Consider the following 18654-nt stretch of genomic DNA (forward strand, 5'->3'; position numbering starts at 1 on the left):
TGTACGATGAGGAATGCCCTATATGGCGAATGACAATCAAACACAACTGGATGATGTAAAAGACGTTGCTGCCGACAAGCCAGTAAAACGCACACGCAAGCCTAAGGCAACCACGACAGAAATGGGAACCACCGCAAGCTTATTCGGTTTTGCACCTTATCTAGAAAAGAAAAATGAAGAATATATGTCCGAAGGACAATTAGAACATTTTCGTAAAATTCTGGAAGCTTGGAAAACCGAACTAATGTCAGAAGTGGATCGTACATTAACGTCCATGCAGGATGAATCCTCAGCCTTGCCTGATGTCAACGACCGTGCAACACAGGAAGAAGAATTTGCCATTGAACTCCGTACACGAGATCGTGAACGTAAACTCATTCGCAAAATCGAACAATCACTACAAGCCATTAAAGATGAAGACTATGGCTACTGTGAAACCTGTGGTATCGAAATTGGTTTGCGCCGTCTGGAAGCCCGTCCAACTGCGACACTTTGTATTGACTGCAAGACGCTTGCAGAAATCAAAGAGAAACAAAATAACGGTTGATCATGAGCTGTTCACCTGATAGATATCAACAAAGCTCTTAGTCGATGCTCATGTCAGAGATACAGCAAAAAACCGTTTTGGATACATCGTTACGAGAGAAGTCAGACTTCTCACCTGTGCGATGGCCAAATCATGCATACATTGGTCGGTTTGCGCCCTCGCCAACCGGCCCTTTGCATTTTGGTTCATTGATTACCGCAGTAGCCAGTTATTGCGAAGCCAAATCACAACATGGTAAGTGGCTGGTGCGTATTGAAGATACTGATATTCCGCGAATTTATCCAGGAAGTGAATCACATATTTTACGCTGTCTGGATACTTTTGCTTTTGAACCAGATGCACCTATTATTTTTCAAAAAGATCATCTCGCTCGCTATGAAGCCGTCATTGATCAACTCAAACACTGCAATTTAGTCTATGCCTGCCAATGTACAAGAAAAATATTAGGTAGTAATGCGATTTATGCAGGAACTTGTCGTAATTTAAAGCTTGATTTTAAGCATCAAGCTATTCGTTTAAAAGTCACAGATCAACAAATTTGCTTTGAAGATGCATTACAAGGCCAGCAATGCAGTAATTTACAGCAGGATTTGGGGGATTTTGTTTTAAAACGCCGTGATGGGATTATTAATTATCAACTGGCTGTAGTTGTTGATGATCATTTACAAGGAGTCACGCACGTAGTTCGTGGAGCAGATTTACTGGATAATACTGTACGCCAGATCTGGCTTGGCCATTGTCTGGGCTATTCTCAAATACAATATATGCATTTACCTCTCGCCATGAATGCACAGGGACAAAAACTTTCCAAACAAAATCTGGCACAAGCACTGGATCTCTCTCAGGCACCGCAATTACTGGCACAAGCAGTCCTTGCACTGCACCAAGAGCCTATAGAGATTGATCAACCTGCAATCATGCTAAAACAGGCTGTTACACAGTGGGATCGCTCTCGTATCCCACAACATCAAATCCACTTATCAGGAATTTATCAATAAACTCAGAACATCTGCTTCTGACTTATTCGTCCTGAATCTTACCTTGAACTTGTTCTTGTACTTTATCCACGCTGGTATGACGCACATCCATACCCTTAACCATGTAAATGATTTGCTCACTAATATTACGCGCATGATCGCCGATACGCTCCAGTGATCGCAACACCCACATTACATTCATAACACGGCTGATATGACGTGGATCTTCAATCATATAAGTCATCAAGGTTCGCATGGCTGAAGAATATTCACGATCGATATCGGCATCCGCACGCATCACATGCACTGCCTGTTCAGCATCAAGACGTGCAAAAGCATCCAACGCCTCACGCATCATAATACGCACCTGACTACCAATATGACGCGTTTCCATATAACCACGTGGAGATTCACCTTCTTCACATAAATTTTGTGCAATTCTGGCAATCTTGGCAGCTTCATCACCAATACGCTCTAAATCGGTATTGGCTTTACTCATGGCGATCACCATTCGCAAATCGCTGGCTGCCGGCTGCCGGCGAGCCAAAATTAGTGTCAAAGCTTCATCAATCTCACGTTCCAGTTGATTGACAGCATCATCTTCCATTTGCACTTTTAATGCCATATCCAGATCAGTGTCCAGTAAAGCATGAATTGCATTTGCCACTTGCTGCTCAACCAATCCACCCATCAACATAAATTTATTATTGACGTCCTGAAGATTTTCATTAAATTGAGAAGAGATATGATGGTTAAACACGGGGGTATTCGACTCCAAGATCGGCGCTCCTAAAAAGTGAAACTTTTTAGAACACATTACAAATGATTTTAATGAAACTTAAATGACGGTTTAATGACAAAATGATGTCAATAGCAGAGAAGTTTTCATTCAAGAATCACGTCTATTCTAACCATGCATTAAATGCTTTAAGGTCGGCTTCTGTTAGTTGACCACTGCTTGCACGTAATTGTAATACATTTAGCAAATAATCGTATTGTGCATTGACGTAATCCTGAGTTGCTGAAAAAGCATTACGCTGTGCCAGTAAAACATCCACCATAGTTTTTAGCCCTTCTTGATAACTTGCCTGCGATGCATCTGCTACCAATTGTGCCGATTCCTGAGCAGCCTTATAGGCATTTAATTGCCGAGAGGCGGTAACCACCTGTAAAAAATTTCGTTTTACTTCAGTTTGAATTTGGTTTTGACTCTGAGCAATATCAACTCGTGCAGCTTCTGCGCTGATTTGAGATTTTTTTAGTGTTGCTTGTCGTGTACCCAAAAAAGGCGTCCAATTTAATTCTACACCGACTTTATCCACACGACCATTCTGGCTCAAAATGTTTTCAGGAGATTGTTTGTTCCAGCCACTGCTGGCAACCATTTCAACCTGAGGGTATGCATCCGCTTGATCAACTTTGACCTGCTGTAATGCAACCTGATACGCAAGACGTGTTTGATTTAATTCCAAATTATTACGTAAAGCCATATTCTGCCAGTCCTCTATTTGATTAGGAATAGGCAACTGATACTGAAAGCTCGAACTCAACTGTGACAAATCATCATATATTTTCCCTGTATAATGTTGTAACTGTTCAAGTGCCAGTTGTGATTGAACTTCACCTGAAGTCCGTTTTGCCACAGCACTTTGATACTGAGCATTAGCTTCACTCACATCGATTCGGGCAATCAGACCTTCTTTATATTTGGCCTGCATCATTTGTAATTGTTTAAATAATGCCTGTTCCTCTTGTCGATATACAGCTAACAATTGTTGCTGACGTAAAACATCAAAATAAGCTGTGGCAACATTAAGCATCAATTGTTGTTGTTGATACTGTAATTTTAACTCTGCCAAATCGGTAGAAATTTTGACCTGTTTATACTTTTGCCACACATCGAGACGGAAAATGGGCTGCCGAATACTGGCAGAAACTTGACGGGTTGTCACATCAGAATTCACCAAATGGTAGCGTTGTCCGTTAATTTCAAAACTTTGTGCACTATTTTCGTTTTGATATTGCTTATCTATAGACGCATTTACACTCACAGTAGGTAATACTGCTGCCTGAGCAATACCCAGATTTTGTTGCTCCACACGATACCTTAATTGATTAGCCTGCCATGATGCATCATAGGCCAGAGCACGTTGATACGCCTCTATTAAATCCATGGCCTGTAAATGACCCAAAGGTAAATAACAAATTAAGCCAAGCCAGCAAAATTTCCGCATTGTTCTATTCAATTTTCGTGATTTCGCTCAAGCCTAACAATTTTTAAGTGAAATACAAGTATCTTTTTAATGTTAATAACTGAAAGCCAATATAAATTTCCATCAAAACCATTTTCGTATATGCTGTCATAAATAGCTAAAAAATGGATAAACAAACTCAATGAAAATATTTTATAAAATTAGCCAGCTAATGTTATGCATGGGATTAGCCAGCACAAATACATTTGCTCAGGATGATGCAACTGTTCATCAAGTAGATGCAACACAACCAACCGGAACTTTACTGGATGTAATTCCCGAAACCATTGATCGCTTGCCAACCGTATTACCCGAACAATCAGATCAACGTATTGTGCCACAAACCCAACAAACCAAGGACAATAGTTGGGTTGATCAAAAACAATATAAATTTACCAATAAATTACAGCAATATGCTCATAAAATTGATAACTGGTTTGGTGAAACAGATCCGAATGATCCAGCTTCTGCCAATTTACGAATCATGATGGACACACGCTGGAACCGTTATGATGATTTTTCAGTAAAACCTCGTATTCGTGGGCGTATCAAACTACCAACATTAGAAAATCGTTTTAGTGTGGTCTTTGGTGATGACTCACTAGACAACGAAATTCGAGGTAATGTCGGAATTGATAATGAAAATCCGCAAGGTAATCCCGATAAAACTCTGGATCGTCGCCAGACACGAGATGATAATGCTTCGATTGCCTTACGCTGGTCACGACTTTCAAAATCATTGGGAATTGATACTGATGCCGATCTGGGGGTTCGTTCAGGAGATGATGTTTACCTTCGCTTAAAAGCACAAAAAGACTGGGAATTGAACAATCACTTTAGCACACATGCCGAACAAATTTATCGTTATGGACTAGACAGTAAACACTATCTCAGAACAAATCTGGAATTACGTCATGCTCGTCCAAATGAAGCCTTTTTATCAGATCAACTGAGTTTTACTTATACTGATGATAGCGATGAATCAAACTTCATTTGGGAAAACCGAATCTTCCGGCAACATCAATTTTTTCATAATAACTGGTTTAACTACGGTATTTATACTACTGGTAATCTGGATGATGGCGGCTCTAAATTTAACAGTTATGGTCCATTTGTATCATGGCGCCAACCGGTCTGGCGAGAATGGTTTTTTGTGCAAAGCGAATTAAATTATTACAATAATAAAGATCTTGACCGCAGTCATTATCTCAGTGCGTTATTACGCCTGGAAGCGTGGTTTTAATATATTATTCTAAATAAGAATTTGGGCATTTCAGTAATGCTGAAATGCCCAGTTGATGCTGAAATTCAATAACAACTAAGCCCAACAATTAAAATTTTCCTAATGTAAGACGTTGCTGCATGGTATGTTTCAATACTATGCGTGGATACACAAACCATAGACCAATCAAAATCATACAGGTCCATACAAATGTTGAGATGTGAAAATAGATATAAAGAAACCTGACCAACTCTATAATAAAGAAAAAACTAAACATGAGTAACATAGAGACTGCTGAAGCTACTGTTCCTTTACCGATACTCGAAGACATCAGCGCAAAACGATAAAGTACAGAAAAACTAATTCCTTCACCAAAGCTAATCAAAGTCATGCCGATTAACAAACACGGGACCAGATAACTGCTCCAGATTATTCCTAGCAGTAAAATGAATGTGCCCAAAAGCATAATTGGTAATCCAACTAAGGCGGTTTTTCCCAAAGCAAACCGATCAATAATCTTGATTAAAACAAGGTTACCAGCAATCAAAGCAAAAAATATCGGTAGTTGTGCTAATCCATATTGAACACTCGTAAAACCCAGCTTTTCTACCAACATAACTGGTGATAACGCAATCCATAGCATCAATGGCATAGTAACCATTGGTAAAGCAAGACTCAAACCAAGAAATTTGGCATTAGTGTATATCGTCTTAAAATCTCTAAACAAATAAATAAAGGGTTGCTGAATCGGTTTTTGCAATGGCTCAGGCATTTTTCTTTTTAATGCAAACCAACTTAAAAAAGATAATCCAGCAATTGCAACAAAACCCCAATGCCAAGATACAGCATCAATTAAAAACGCTCCAAGTAGTGGTCCAAGTAACGGTGCCAAAAGAGAAATGTTCGCCATCAATGCCATTACCTTGATCGCATCACGTTCTGCAAAACTTTCCTGAATGGCGGCATAACCTACTGCACTAATAACTGATAAACCAAATCCTTGTAAGAAACGCAAAACCAAAAACTGGTATATGTTGTGCGTCAACAAAATCAATAAACAGCACAAAGTAAAAAACATTACTCCAGCCAGCAAGATTTTTTTACGTCCCAAACGATCAGATAAAGGTCCCAATAACCATGCAATACAGGCACCGCCTAATAAATAGAAAGACATGGAGGAAGGTGCCCAATTGGCACTTACACCAAAATCCTGAGTAATGGATAACATGGCAGGCTGAATTAAATCGTTACCAATATAGACAGCAAACTCAAAAACCACCAATGCCAGTGGAAATAATAATGTTGAACGAGTTAATCGTTGCGTATGAATCGGTTGCATGAATTCTCAAACTGTAAAATAAATGCTACGCCAGCAGCATAGTCATATTTTTTGCAACAAATATGACTATTCCCAGCATAACACTGTGTCATCAATTAATAAGCTTTGAAAATTTACCCGGAAATGGGTAGAACAAACACCGTATTCACAAGATGCTTTAATAGAATCATCATAAAAGAGATAATGAGATCAAAATTAGATACGCCAAAAGCGTTTCAAAAATGTTAGCAGCTTTATTTGGAAATGCAAGATTTTGTGCTAAAAAAACATACCATCACAGCATCAACTTCTGATTCAATTCATTGCGCTACCGTTATTTCCCATTTTTCAGGGAAAATAACGGATTTCGCAAAAATTTTAAATATGCTGTATTGATGAGTAATTCAACGAACAAGCTTTTATTTTAATAGTAAGCTATTAATCCGTTTTACATAAGCAGCTGGATCATCTGGTAAGCCGCCTTCAGCAATAACCGCCTGATCAAAAATCACATTGGCAAGATCATCAAACTGACCACTTGCTTCAAGCTTTTTCACCAGTGGATGCTCAGGATTAATTTCCAGAATTGGTTTACTTTCTGGTACAGGTTGTCCAGCTTGTTTTAACATACGAATCAATTGCGGTGATAATTCGCCTTCACTAGTCACTAGACAAGCCGGAGAATCAACCAGACGAGTTGTTACACGCACTTCTTTAGTTTTATCTTTAAGTGAATCAGAAAGTTTTTCCACTACCGGTTTAAAAGCTTCTGCCGCTTGCTCCAGCGCTTTTTTCTCTTCTGCATCCTGAAGGTCGCCTAAATCCACTGCACCTTTAGCAATGCTTTGCATTGGTGTGCCATCAAATTCATTCACAAAATTCATGGCCCATTCATCTACACGATCAGCCATCAATAAGACTTCAATACCTTTTTTCCTAAAGACTTCAAGTTGTGGCGAATTTTTAGCAGCATTTAAACTGTCAGCGGTCACATAATAAATGGCTTTTTGTCCTTCTTTCATGCGGGCTTTATAATCCGTTAAAGAAGTATTCACCTCATCATGAGTTGATGTGGCAAAACGCAATAATTTTAAAATTCGCTCACGATTACCAAAATCTTCACCTAAACCTTCTTTTAATACTGAACCAAATTCAGCATAGAATTTTTTGAATTTTTCCTGATCAGCTTGATCTTCAGATTTTGCCAAACCGTCTAGTAAAGTGAGGATACGGCGAGTATTCCCTTCACGAATAATTTTGACATCACGACTTTCTTGCAATAATTCCCGGCTAACGTTCAGTGGCAAATCAGCACTGTCTACAACACCTTGCACAAAACGCAAATAATTTGGCATTAAATTATCTGCATCATCCATGATGAATACACGTTTCACATAAAGTTTAATGCCTGCTTTTGCTTCACGAGTAAATAAATCATGTGGTGCTTTGCTTGGAATGTAAAGTAATTGGGTATATTCGGTATTGCCTTCCACACGATTATGTGACCATGCCAATGGCGGTTCAAAATCATGGCTTAAATTCTTATAAAACTCGATGTATTGCTCATCACTAATTTCATTTTTGTTACGCGTCCATAATGCACTGGCGGAATTAATCGTTTCCCATTCATCCGTTTTTACATATTGACCACCTTTAGGTTCTTCACCTTCAGCAACTTCTTCTTCCTGCCAAACTTCTTTTTGAATTTGGATTGGCAAGCTAATGTGATCAGAGTATTTATTGACAATTTGCTTAACTTTATAGCTTTCCAGATAATCCAGCGCATCATCACGTAAATGTAAAATAATGTCCGTACCACGACTGACTTTATTGATTTGTTCGACTTCAAAGTCGCCTGTACCACCACTGATCCAACGCACACCTTCTACAGCATCCAAGCCTGCACGGCGAGATTCTACGGTAATTTTATCTGCAACAATAAAGCCGGAATAAAAACCTACCCCAAATTGACCAATTAATTGTGCATCTGATTTTTGATCACCTGTTAATTTAGACATAAAATCTTTGGTACCAGATTTGGCAATGGTTCCCAAATTATCTATGGCTTCCTGCTGACTTAATCCAATACCATTATCAGAAATAGTAAGCGTTTTTTGGTCTTTATCCAAAATGATTCGCACATGTAAATCCGGATCATTTTCATAATATTCAGGATGATTAATCCCTTCAAAACGTAGTTTGTCACAGGCATCTGATGCGTTAGAAATCAATTCCCGCAAGAAAATTTCTGGATTCGAATATAAAGAGTGGGTAACTAAATGCAAGAGCTGGGCAACTTCTGCCTGAAAGCTATGTTTTTGCAATTCAGGGGTTTGCGTAGTATTTTGTTCGCTCATTGAGGACTCCTTATTTTATGTATACAACAATATTTTCAAGACTATTCATCAATGGCGATTCGTGATTATTTTTCAATATCAAATCATAAAATTTTTCTACTCACTTGTTGCGAAAATATGAAACATCATCATCTATGCCACGCCTACACATTCGTGTTCACAATTCAGAAAATAAAGTTTAAAGCGCATTTATCTTCAAAATGGTCCTTGGCTTAAAATACGTTGCTCAATCACTGTATCCAATTCATGTTGCCTATTTTGATATTGAGCTTGCAAACATTGAATGGTTTTACCACAACGATTCCTCTGTTTTAACCACTGCCATTGTCGATCTTTTTGTGCATCTCGACTGCCCATCGGTACGGCTTTTAAAATCAGTTGATAGGTAGTTGCCAACTTAACATCAGCATCATTTAAACTACGTACAGCACAAATCTGTTTTTCTGTAATACTTTGGGCCTGATTACAATTAAAACTTGCTGCAAAAACACTTGTTCCCGGAGTTACCATCATCAATGCAAATAAAGTTAAAAGACATTTTTTCATAAGATTACGTTTTCTTCTTAAAATGATTTAAATGGTATAAATTATAAGCAAAATAATCTGTTATTTTTTTCAGTAATGTTTGTAATAAAAATACCTCACAGATGGTGAGGCATTTCGGGTATGAATATCACTTCAGCTTAGAAGTTATAGCTGTAGCCTAATGTATAAACCATTGGGTTCACTACAACATGACCAGCATCTACACCATTCACTTTCACTTTACTGTCTACATAAGCGTAACGAGCATCAAAGTATACGCCCCAGTTTTTGGCATCGGCAGGTTTAAAGTTAAAACCAACCTGAGCAGCACCGCCAACATTACCTTTAAGATCTACATCAGCACCTTTGTTTTCTTCGTCAAATGGAATAAAACCAATGATACCTGCACCTACATAAGGAGTGAAACCTTTGTATTCATTAAAGTTGTATTTTAAAGTTAAAGTTGGTGGAAGTTCTTTAACTGTTGCAACCGTACCTAAACCTTTTACATTTACATCATGTTCAATTGGGTTAGCCAATAACAATTCAGCAGAAAAAGGCGTTTGACCAAAACGGTATTCAATCGATGGTGTAAATGCTGCTTCAGTTGAAGCTTTTGCTTCAAGACCACCTGCCAATTGGCTAGTTTTAGTTGATTGAACAACACTACCACCGACTTTAACAGTCCAAGGACCAGCCAAAGCAACGGAAGACACACCAGCAATAAGAGATGCAATCGCAATTTGTTTTAACATTTTAATCACCTTGCGTTAAACAATTTTAAATATGATTTCTAACCTTGTATTAATGATAAACCCTGATATTTATGTTATGCAAGCAGATTAATTAATATTTTTTTACATTTAATTTAAGTTATTGTTTTTAATTAATTTAAATATTAATCCGATTAATTTAGTCAATATTAAAACCTAGTAAATTAATCGGATTTTAGATTAACAAAAATATAAAAAATGTCCTAATTAATATTAAGATACATTTACATTTTTATAAAATCATGGCTGCAATCCAGCCAAAGATCAGTAAAGGAATATTGAAATGAATAAAAGTCGGAACCACGGTATCCCAAATATGATCATGTTGTCCGTCAACGCCTAAACCTGCGGTTGGCCCCAGTGTTGAATCAGATGCCGGAGAACCTGCATCACCCAGTGCCGCTGCTGTACCAATTAATGCAACAGTTGCCAAGGGAGAGAAACCAAACTGTACACATAAAGGCACATAAATCACTGCAAGAACCGGAACACTGGAAAAAGACGAACCAATACCAATGGTGACAAATAGCCCAATAAACAACATTAAAAAAGCAGCAAGTGCATGATTATCGCCAATAATTGAAACGACACTATTCACCAGATGATTAATATCTCCTGTATGTGTCATTACCGATGCAAAACCTGCTGCTGAAATCATGATAAAGCCAACCAATGCCATCATACGCATTCCCTGAACAAACACATCATCCGCATCTTGCCATTTAAAGATTCCTGATGCAGACAAAACAGCAAAACCAACCAGCCCACCTAAAATCATGGATCCTGAATACAACTGTGCTGCAAGTGTTAGTATCACTGCCAACACCGACATCAATAAAGTTTTTTTGGAAATTTGTGGAACATTTTTTGCTTCTGTGCGTAACAACTGCGCATCATTTTCAATGATTTCTTCCTGACTGGTTGCACGCAACGGTTTATCCAGATCAATTGTGGTCACTGCTTTAACTTCTCGATCCTGATACATTCGTGGTTTACGATAACTTATAAAAACTGCAACCAGTGTACCAATGACCATTCCCAAAACTGGAATAGCCATACCTGCTGGCATCATCCAGCGATCTACATGTAAGCCATAAGGCGCACCAATTTTGTTAATATTTCCCATCAAAATTTGTTCAAGAAAAATGGCACCAAAACCAACAGGTAGAAAAATATAAGTTCCAACCAAACCTAAAGTTAATACGCAGGCTGCGGCTCGGCGGTCAAGTTGTAAATGATTCATAACCTTTAACAAAGGCGGTACTAACACAGGAATAAAGGCAATATGAACAGGAATAAGGTTTTGAGAAAAAATTGCAGAAATCAATAAGATACTAAGCAACACATATTTTACTTTGCGTGTCTGACTGTGAGAGGCCTCCATTCCCAGAATACCGATTAATTTATGTGCCAGTAAATCCGGTAATCCTGATTTGGACAGTGCTAGAGCAAATGCACCCAATACTGCATAAGCCAATGCAACTTCTGCACCATCACCCAATCCGGCATTAAATGCAGTAACAGTATCCGACAAAGTCAATCCGGCAACCAAGCCACCCACAATTGCCGAAATAACCAACGTTAAAACGACGGAAACTCTTGCCAGTGATAGGGCGAACATCACGGCAATCGCAATTACAACTGCATTCATATTTGTTAAGGTTCAGTATAAAAAAGCGCTATTTTAACAGCACATTGATTTTCCAGCTTCATTATTTATGCACTTCAGATTATTAAGCAATCATCAGCTCAAAGTGATTTTTATATTAATTTCAAAATAAAACTTTTTCTTTTTAACAATTCAACAAATTTAATGTCCATGATACGGACACAAAACGACAAGCTATTTTTTATTATAACTCATTTAATTCATTAATTTTTTAAAAATACACAGATAAATAAAGATAAGCCATAAGACTTATCTTTACAAATAATTATTTAACGATTACGTTCTTCAATTGCAGCACCTGCACCCCCACCAATTGCTCCACCAATCGCAGCCCCAGAATCTCCACCTAAAATACTCTCACCAACAATTGCACCTATGCCAGCACCAACAGCACTTTTAGTGGTACTGGATCGAGAACTTCCCTGACTATTGGAACCCACACCTGCACCGGCGGCTGCACCTGCTACTGCACCAACCCGGCCACCAGCATGATTACCCACACCTCCACCCAAGGCACCACCTAATGCTGCTGCACCAATTCGGTTTTGACCAGGAGTGGCACTTGCACAGCCTACCAATAAGCTTGTACTACAGACCATGACACTTATTAATGCCAATATTTTTGTGTTCATTTTATCTTCTCTCCCTACACTGTCTTCTTCCAAGTATGCGCATTTACCCATACATCAAAGGTGCAAATTTTGTTATCAATTTGTTGGTATATTTACTTTTATTCCGATCTTTTAAATTGCTTTCTGTAACAATGTTACATATTTTTTTGTAAAAATTTCTCAAATAGCTACGATTCTTATTATATACTTATGCCGATTTATCAATTTTATTAGGTAATAAAAAGAGATATTTTATCTATTAAATATTGATTTTTATCATGTTTAAAAGGATTACATCACTTGAGCCAAAATTTCAGATACAATGACAATATACCATTTAATCTGAAGATAAAATTTGTGATCTTCTTTAAAGTATAGTAATTTAGTAAGGTATTTTTAGTGTTTTGATTCTTAATGTTTAAAAGCATTAAAAAACACACAAAACAAAAACTGGAGGGTCAAATGCAAGTAAAATACTTTCTACTCGTGTTAAGCCTAGCTTTAGGCTCAACGTCAATCGTAAACGCTGCGCAGTTAAGCAATTCTAAAACTACAATGCAAAAAGAAACATCGATTGTTAAAAATGTTGCAGCATCACTGAAACCTATTGATAAAAAAACGGTCTTATCAAAACAGACAAATCTGGATCAGTTATTGCGTAATCCTCAACAACTGAAAATACAGCCCAGTTCCAGTGAAGAAGTTCGTGCTCTAGCAAGTATTAATAATAAATTTCAAAGTTATTTTCCTACTCCGAATAAGCACTTTGGAAGTTTTTTACAAAGTCTATTTGGTGGATAATCAACCTCTTGAAACAAAAACAGGATAACTTGCGTTATCCTGTTTTTGTTTATGCATTCTTCAATTGCAGACTTGCTTTGCAAGCTTTTTTGCTATAATGCTTATTATTTTTAAATCTTCAGATAATTTAACATGACTGTACGTACCCGTATTGCACCTTCTCCTACAGGTTTTCCGCATGTAGGAACAGCGTATATTGCCCTATTTAATATGTGTTTTGCCAAACAACATGGCGGTGAGTTTATTCTACGAATTGAAGATACCGACCAATTACGCTCAACACCCGAATCTGAACAAATGATTCTCGATTCATTACGCTGGTTAGGTCTAAACTGGGTTGAAGGACCAGATATTGGTGGACCACATGCACCTTATCGTCAATCAGAACGGATGCATATTTACAAACAATACGCACTGGAACTGGTTGAAAAAGGTCATGCCTTTTATTGTTTTGCTACCCCCCAAGAATTGGATCAAATGCGGGCTGAACAGCAGGCACGTGGTGAAACACCCAAATATGATGGACGGGGTTTAAAACTTTCTCAAGAAGAAGTAGAACGCCGCCTTGCTGCTGGTGAACCACACGTCATTCGCATGAAAATTCCTGAGGAAGGAATCTGTAAAGTCAATGACTTACTACGTGGTGAAGTCGATATCCCATGGGCACAAGTCGATATGCAGGTTTTATTAAAAACTGATGGCTTACCCACTTATCATCTGGCCAATGTAGTTGATGATCATTTAATGCAAATTACCCATGTGTTCCGTGGGGAAGAATGGCTACCTTCTGCCCCTAAACATCAATTGCTGTATCAATATTTTGGTTGGGAAATGCCGGTTTTGGGGCACATGCCGTTATTAAGAAATCCTGATAAATCGAAATTATCCAAACGCAAAAATCCGACTTCCATTAACTATTATCGGGATATTGGCGTACTTCCTGAAGCATTACTAAATTATTTGGGACGTATGGGCTGGTCAATGCCTGATGAGCGTGAAATTTTTAGCTTACAAGACATGATTTCGCATTTTGATATTCAACGTGTATCTCTAGGTGGACCAATTTTTGATGTTGAAAAATTGCACTGGTTAAATGGACAATACCTCAAAGCCATGACACCGGCACAATTGCTGGAAACCTTACTTGCTTGGCAAGGCAATCGCCAGAAACTTGAAGACATTGCCGCTGCAATTCAACCACGTATCCATTTACTTTCTGAAGCAGTAGACTGGGCGGGTTTTTATTTCAACCACATGCCTAAAATTACCGCTGAACAATTTGAAAGTAAAAAATTGTCACCAGAACAAGTCCGTCAAAGCCTACAATTTGCCATCTGGCGCCTCGAAGGGATGTTTAGCTGGAATAATGACAGTGTAAGCCAAACGCTGATGGATCTTGCCAACCAAATGGAAATTAAATTACGTGATTTTATGCCAGCATTTTTTGTGGCAATTGCAGGTTCCACCAGCTCAACGCCAGTAATGCAATCCATGGTTACTATCGGCCCTGATCTGACTTTTGCACGTTTACGCCATGCATTAAAAATTATCGGTGAACCTAGCAAAAAAGAAGAAAAAATATGGCAAAAGTTGAATGAACAACTAAAATTGCCTAAAAATAACACAGTTGAGTCATCAGAATAATTCTATTGAATTGACACAGACTCGCCATCTGCATAAGATGGCGAGGCAATTCAAATAGATTGCTAAAATGGGGTCATAGCTCAGTTGGTAGAGCGCTACAATGGCATTGTAGAGGTCAGCGGTTCGATCCCGCTTGACTCCACCAGATTTGAAAAGGCTTAAATTTTTTTGTTTAAGCCTTTTTTATTTTTCAGTAATTTATCTTCAATACATTATAAATACCAATACTTATATCCACATCTATTGTTTTAAAACAAATTAAGCAATTAGTCCTTAAGTCATATTAATGGCTCTAAGCCTATCCAATATACTGCGTTTAATATCAAAACACCTTAATTTACTGAAATAGAAAGTTTAGAAAACTCTAAACTAATTTTTTTATTTTTATGATTTTTATTTGAATAAAGTCTTGGCATTCTGAATTTAGCCTATTTTTATCATTGATGTAGGCATCATGCATGGAAGCATGCTGCATCAGATGTTTTAAGCCAAAACAAGGATTGAACCTATGAAAATTTCTGAAATATCCAGTATAGAACGTAATGGAATTGATATTATTCCAGAACAGGATCGTACATCTTCTCCTAAAGATTTATTTCGCTTAATTTTTGGCGGTGCCAATACTTTTGCAACAGTGGTTTTAGGAAGTTTTCCGATTTTATTTGGCTTATCGTTATCAGCAGGAATGTGTGCCATTCTTTTAGGTGTGTTTATTGGCTCAATAATTCTGGCACCTATGGGATTATTTGGGCCCATTAATGGCACCAATAATGCTGTATCTTCTGGTGCACATTTTGGCATTCATGGTCGTATTGTTGGTTCATTTTTATCCTTACTGACTGCGATTACTTTTTTTGCACTTTCTGTATGGAGTTCAGGAGATGCTTTAATCGGTGGATTACGCCGTACTATTGGTTTAGAAAATAGTCATGTTAATTTAAGTATTGCGTATGCATGTTTTGCTTTTGTGGTTTTATTAATTTCTATTTATGGCTATAAATGGTTACTACTGGTTAGTAAATTTGCAGTATTTACTGCAACTGCCATGTTTGTTTTAGGTTTTTTCGCATTTTTTCCTGAAATTGATTTTGCTTATCAAGGTCATACCACCTTAGGGCAACCGGGATTCTGGGCAGTATTTATTGGTGCCACACTTATTGCCATGAGTAATCCAATTTCTTTTGGAGCTTTTTTAGGAGATTGGGCACGTTATATTCCAACAAAAACGTCAAAAATCAGCATTATGATGGCAGTTATTTTTGCTCAAATGGCAACATTACTACCTTTCTTTTTTGGTTTATTTACCGCAGCAATTATTGCAATTAAAGCGCCTTTTTATCTGGAGGAAAATAATTACATTGGTGGATTACTGGCGTTGGCACCTGACTGGTATTATATACCATTATGTATTATCGCTATTATTGGTGGTTTATCTACAGGAACCACTGCACTATATGGCACTGGGTTAGATATCTCTAGTATTTTTCCAAAACTTTTAAATCGTATTCAAGCAACAATATTGACTGGAATTTTGTCTGTACTCCTGATTTTTATTGGCCGTTTTGTTTTTAATCTCACATTGGCTGTTTCAACGTTTGCCTGCCTGATTATTGTTTGTACAACACCGTGGATCATGATTATGGTGATCGGCTTTATTCAGCGTAAAGGTTATTACAACGCACAAGATTTACAGGTATTTAATCGCGGAGAACACGGTGGTGTGTATTGGTTTCATCATGGTTGGAACTGGCGTGGCATGATCGCATGGATTCCAAGTGCCATAATTGGTGTCATGTTTGTGAATATCCCCGGACAATTTGTCGGTGTACTTGGCAATATTTTTAGCGGTATTGATATGAGTCTTATCATCACAATTGCCCTATCTACTGCAATTTATCTATTTTTATTGAAATTATTTCCTGAGCCAGCAGAAGTCTATGCTCCAGCTTTCCCTACAATAATGACGGAGAATAACCCAGATGACACATGGACAACATCCAGCCTTGATGGTCGCAAATGAGATTATTACAGCTTTTGGTCAACATCAAACTGCTCAATATTTTGCTCTGTTTGAGCCAGAAGCCCAGTTTATATTTTATACCCATCACGAGAAATTAAACTCACGTATGGCGTATGAAATGCTTTGGACACAATGGGAAGAGCAACATCGTTTTAAAATCTTAAATTGTGAAAGTTTACATCAAGCGATTACTTTACATGAAAATATTGCTGTATTTACACATGAAGTACGTACAACTGTTCAATGGGAAAATGCCATTAACAGCATAAATGAAGCCGAAACTATTATCTTAAAACGTAATGCACAAGGTTTATGGCGAGCTATACACGAGCATCTATCTCCCAAAGCAACATCAGGTCTATAAAAATGAGTCATAATTATATTAATGGCCACTGGCAACCAGTAACAGGTCAACAAACTATTGATATTCATAATCCGGCAACCACACATCTTCTCGCAAAATTTACCTTGGCATCCACTGATGATGTGGATCAAGCTGTACATGCTGCGAAATTTGCTTTAAACAACTGGAAAGATACAGCAATACAACAACGTGCTGATTATCTGAATAAAATTGCTGAACTAATTACGGCAAAACAACAGCAGCTCATTGAACTTTCACACCAGAATAATGGCAAACCTTATTATGAAGCAGAAATAGATGTTGTGGACTGTATCGCATGTTTTCGATACTACGCCAAACTGATTCAGGACTATTCTTTTTCCGAATTAAAACAACATGATGACAATATCAATACCTATCTGGAAAAACGCCCGATTGGTGTAGTCGCTTTAATCACGCCATGGAATTTTCCCTTGGTCACCAGTGCATGGAAAATTGCACCCGCTTTGGCAGCAGGCTGCACCATTGTCTTTAAGCCTTCTGAAATTGTGCCTTTACCTGAACTTGAACTGGCTAAAATTATTGATGAAGCACAACTCCCCAATGGTGTATTTAACCTGATTTTGGGCCAGGCTGATACTGCACAATATCTGGTAAAACATCCCGACGTACAAAAAATTTCTTTTACAGGAAGTACACAAGTAGGAATTCAGGTAATGCAACAAGCTGCCATCACAATGAAAAGAACCACATTGGAACTGGGCGGAAAATCTCCTATTTTGATTTTTGCAGATGCCAATATTGATGATGCCGTAGATAAAATTATTGGTGGTGTATTTTTTAATGCTGGGCAAATGTGTTCTGCAACAACACGACTTCTAGTGGATAAAAGTATTGCTGATCAATTATTTAATAAATTAAAAACGGCGGCCGAAACCTTACAATTAGGTGAGTCTCCAGATCACACCTACCCAATGGGACCAATTACGACGCAAAAACAATATCAAAAAATTCACGACTATCTTACGATTGCAAAGCAAGAAGGTTTACAAGCACTACTTGATCAATCTGTGTTCCAAAAACCAGCTCAAGGCTATTTCATCACACCACATATTTTTATTAATGTTCCATCCACCAGTCGATTATGGAACGAGGAGATTTTTGGTCCGGTATTATGCTGTCAAACATTTGAAGATGAAGCACATGCCATTCAAATTGCCAATGATAATGCCTATGGTTTAGCTGCAACAATTATGATTGGTGACATTGAACATGGACATCAGATTGCAAAATATTTAAATGCAGGTCATATCTGGATCAATTCCATGCAAATTATTTTGCCTGCGTCATCATGGGGTGGTTTTAAAATGAGTGGTATTGGACGTGAACTGGGTGAATCAGGTTTAGAAAATTATCTGGAAAATACCATAACCAGCTATCTGCGTAATTAGTTTATGATGTGTTGCAGAAATCATGAAAATAAAAAAAGAAGGTAAAACTACCCTGTTTACCTTCTTTTATTGAAGTTTTACTTATTATGATCATCAAAAAAAGTAATCTTAAATTGATATTTAAATAGCACAGCACATCCTAAA

16 protein-coding genes and 1 tRNA gene are annotated in these 18654 nt (G+C 37.7%); 9 read left to right on the forward strand and 8 right to left on the reverse strand.

Annotation, left to right across the window (positions count from 1 at the left end):
* Nucleotides 1-22 precede the first annotated feature (22 nt).
* Nucleotides 23-547 carry an RNA polymerase-binding protein DksA gene (gene dksA, locus F4V57_RS10070; protein WP_070070209.1) on the forward strand — a complete coding sequence of 175 codons (525 nt, stop codon included), beginning with the start codon at nucleotides 23-25 and terminating at the stop codon, nucleotides 545-547.
* Between the two features lie 50 nt (nucleotides 548-597).
* Nucleotides 598-1545 (forward strand): tRNA glutamyl-Q(34) synthetase GluQRS, encoded by a 948-nt coding sequence (gluQRS, locus tag F4V57_RS10075; protein ID WP_081409231.1) that lies wholly within the window; start codon nucleotides 598-600, stop codon nucleotides 1543-1545.
* A 22-nt stretch (nucleotides 1546-1567) separates the two neighbouring features.
* Here gluQRS and phoU read toward each other — a convergent pair whose 3' ends face one another.
* Together phoU and F4V57_RS10085 are read right to left on the reverse strand one after the other, a co-directional pair.
* On the reverse strand, nucleotides 1568-2302 hold the full coding sequence (gene phoU / locus F4V57_RS10080) for a phosphate signaling complex protein PhoU (protein ID WP_141729251.1): 735 nt from the start codon (nucleotides 2300-2302) through the stop codon (nucleotides 1568-1570).
* Nucleotides 2303-2426: 124 nt separating this feature from the next.
* On the reverse strand, nucleotides 2427-3758 hold the full coding sequence (locus F4V57_RS10085; RefSeq protein ID WP_070070211.1) for a TolC family protein: 1332 nt from the start codon (nucleotides 3756-3758) through the stop codon (nucleotides 2427-2429).
* 160 nt (nucleotides 3759-3918) lie between these two features.
* Between F4V57_RS10085 and F4V57_RS10090 the strand changes: the two genes are divergently transcribed.
* Nucleotides 3919-5019, forward strand: coding sequence for a hypothetical protein (locus F4V57_RS10090; protein ID WP_070070212.1), 1101 nt, complete (start codon nucleotides 3919-3921; stop codon nucleotides 5017-5019).
* Nucleotides 5020-5107: 88 nt separating this feature from the next.
* On the opposite strand, the gene craA is transcribed toward F4V57_RS10090, so the two are convergent.
* From craA to F4V57_RS10120, 6 genes are all read right to left on the reverse strand, one after another.
* Nucleotides 5108-6337 (reverse strand): chloramphenicol efflux MFS transporter CraA, encoded by a 1230-nt coding sequence (gene craA, locus F4V57_RS10095; RefSeq protein WP_070070213.1) that lies wholly within the window; start codon nucleotides 6335-6337, stop codon nucleotides 5108-5110.
* Nucleotides 6338-6735: 398 nt separating this feature from the next.
* Nucleotides 6736-8673, reverse strand: a complete 1938-nt coding sequence (gene htpG, locus F4V57_RS10100) for a molecular chaperone HtpG (RefSeq protein ID WP_070070214.1) — start codon at nucleotides 8671-8673, stop codon at nucleotides 6736-6738.
* A 195-nt stretch (nucleotides 8674-8868) separates the two neighbouring features.
* Complete coding sequence (locus tag F4V57_RS10105) at nucleotides 8869-9219, reverse strand: lysozyme inhibitor LprI family protein (RefSeq protein ID WP_070070215.1); 351 nt, start codon at nucleotides 9217-9219, stop codon at nucleotides 8869-8871.
* Between the two features lie 137 nt (nucleotides 9220-9356).
* Nucleotides 9357-9953, reverse strand: coding sequence for an OmpW/AlkL family protein (locus tag F4V57_RS10110; RefSeq protein WP_070070216.1), 597 nt, complete (start codon nucleotides 9951-9953; stop codon nucleotides 9357-9359).
* 250 nt (nucleotides 9954-10203) lie between these two features.
* The gene (locus F4V57_RS10115) at nucleotides 10204-11622 is read right to left on the reverse strand and encodes a Na+/H+ antiporter family protein (protein WP_070070217.1); all 1419 of its coding nucleotides are present in this window, start codon (nucleotides 11620-11622) and stop codon (nucleotides 10204-10206) included.
* A gap of 287 nt (nucleotides 11623-11909) precedes the next feature.
* Nucleotides 11910-12239, reverse strand: a complete 330-nt coding sequence (locus tag F4V57_RS10120) for a DNA transfer protein p32 (RefSeq protein ID WP_227515703.1) — start codon at nucleotides 12237-12239, stop codon at nucleotides 11910-11912.
* 474 nt (nucleotides 12240-12713) lie between these two features.
* On the opposite strand from F4V57_RS10120, the gene F4V57_RS10125 reads away from it, so the two are divergent.
* The 6 genes from F4V57_RS10125 to F4V57_RS10150 all read left to right on the forward strand — a co-directional run bounded on the left by F4V57_RS10125 (nucleotide 12714) and on the right by F4V57_RS10150 (nucleotide 18510).
* Nucleotides 12714-13052 carry a hypothetical protein gene (locus tag F4V57_RS10125; RefSeq protein ID WP_141729252.1) on the forward strand — a complete coding sequence of 113 codons (339 nt, stop codon included), beginning with the start codon at nucleotides 12714-12716 and terminating at the stop codon, nucleotides 13050-13052.
* A 132-nt stretch (nucleotides 13053-13184) separates the two neighbouring features.
* Nucleotides 13185-14696, forward strand: a complete 1512-nt coding sequence (gene gltX, locus F4V57_RS10130) for a glutamate--tRNA ligase (protein ID WP_070070220.1) — start codon at nucleotides 13185-13187, stop codon at nucleotides 14694-14696.
* Nucleotides 14697-14765: 69 nt separating this feature from the next.
* Nucleotides 14766-14841: transfer RNA gene (locus tag F4V57_RS10135), tRNA-Ala, on the forward strand.
* Nucleotides 14842-15204: 363 nt separating this feature from the next.
* Nucleotides 15205-16716 (forward strand): purine-cytosine permease family protein, encoded by a 1512-nt coding sequence (locus tag F4V57_RS10140; RefSeq protein ID WP_070070221.1) that lies wholly within the window; start codon nucleotides 15205-15207, stop codon nucleotides 16714-16716.
* Nucleotides 16676-17080: a nuclear transport factor 2 family protein gene (locus tag F4V57_RS10145; RefSeq protein ID WP_070070222.1), complete on the forward strand. Its 405-nt coding sequence runs from the start codon at nucleotides 16676-16678 to the stop codon at nucleotides 17078-17080. Before F4V57_RS10140 ends, F4V57_RS10145 begins: the two co-directional genes overlap by 41 nt.
* A gap of 2 nt (nucleotides 17081-17082) precedes the next feature.
* Complete coding sequence (locus tag F4V57_RS10150; protein ID WP_070070223.1) at nucleotides 17083-18510, forward strand: aldehyde dehydrogenase family protein; 1428 nt, start codon at nucleotides 17083-17085, stop codon at nucleotides 18508-18510.
* Nucleotides 18511-18654 lie beyond the last annotated feature (144 nt).

The organism is Acinetobacter qingfengensis (assembly GCF_008693185.1).
Classification (GTDB): domain Bacteria; phylum Pseudomonadota; class Gammaproteobacteria; order Pseudomonadales; family Moraxellaceae; genus Acinetobacter; species Acinetobacter qingfengensis.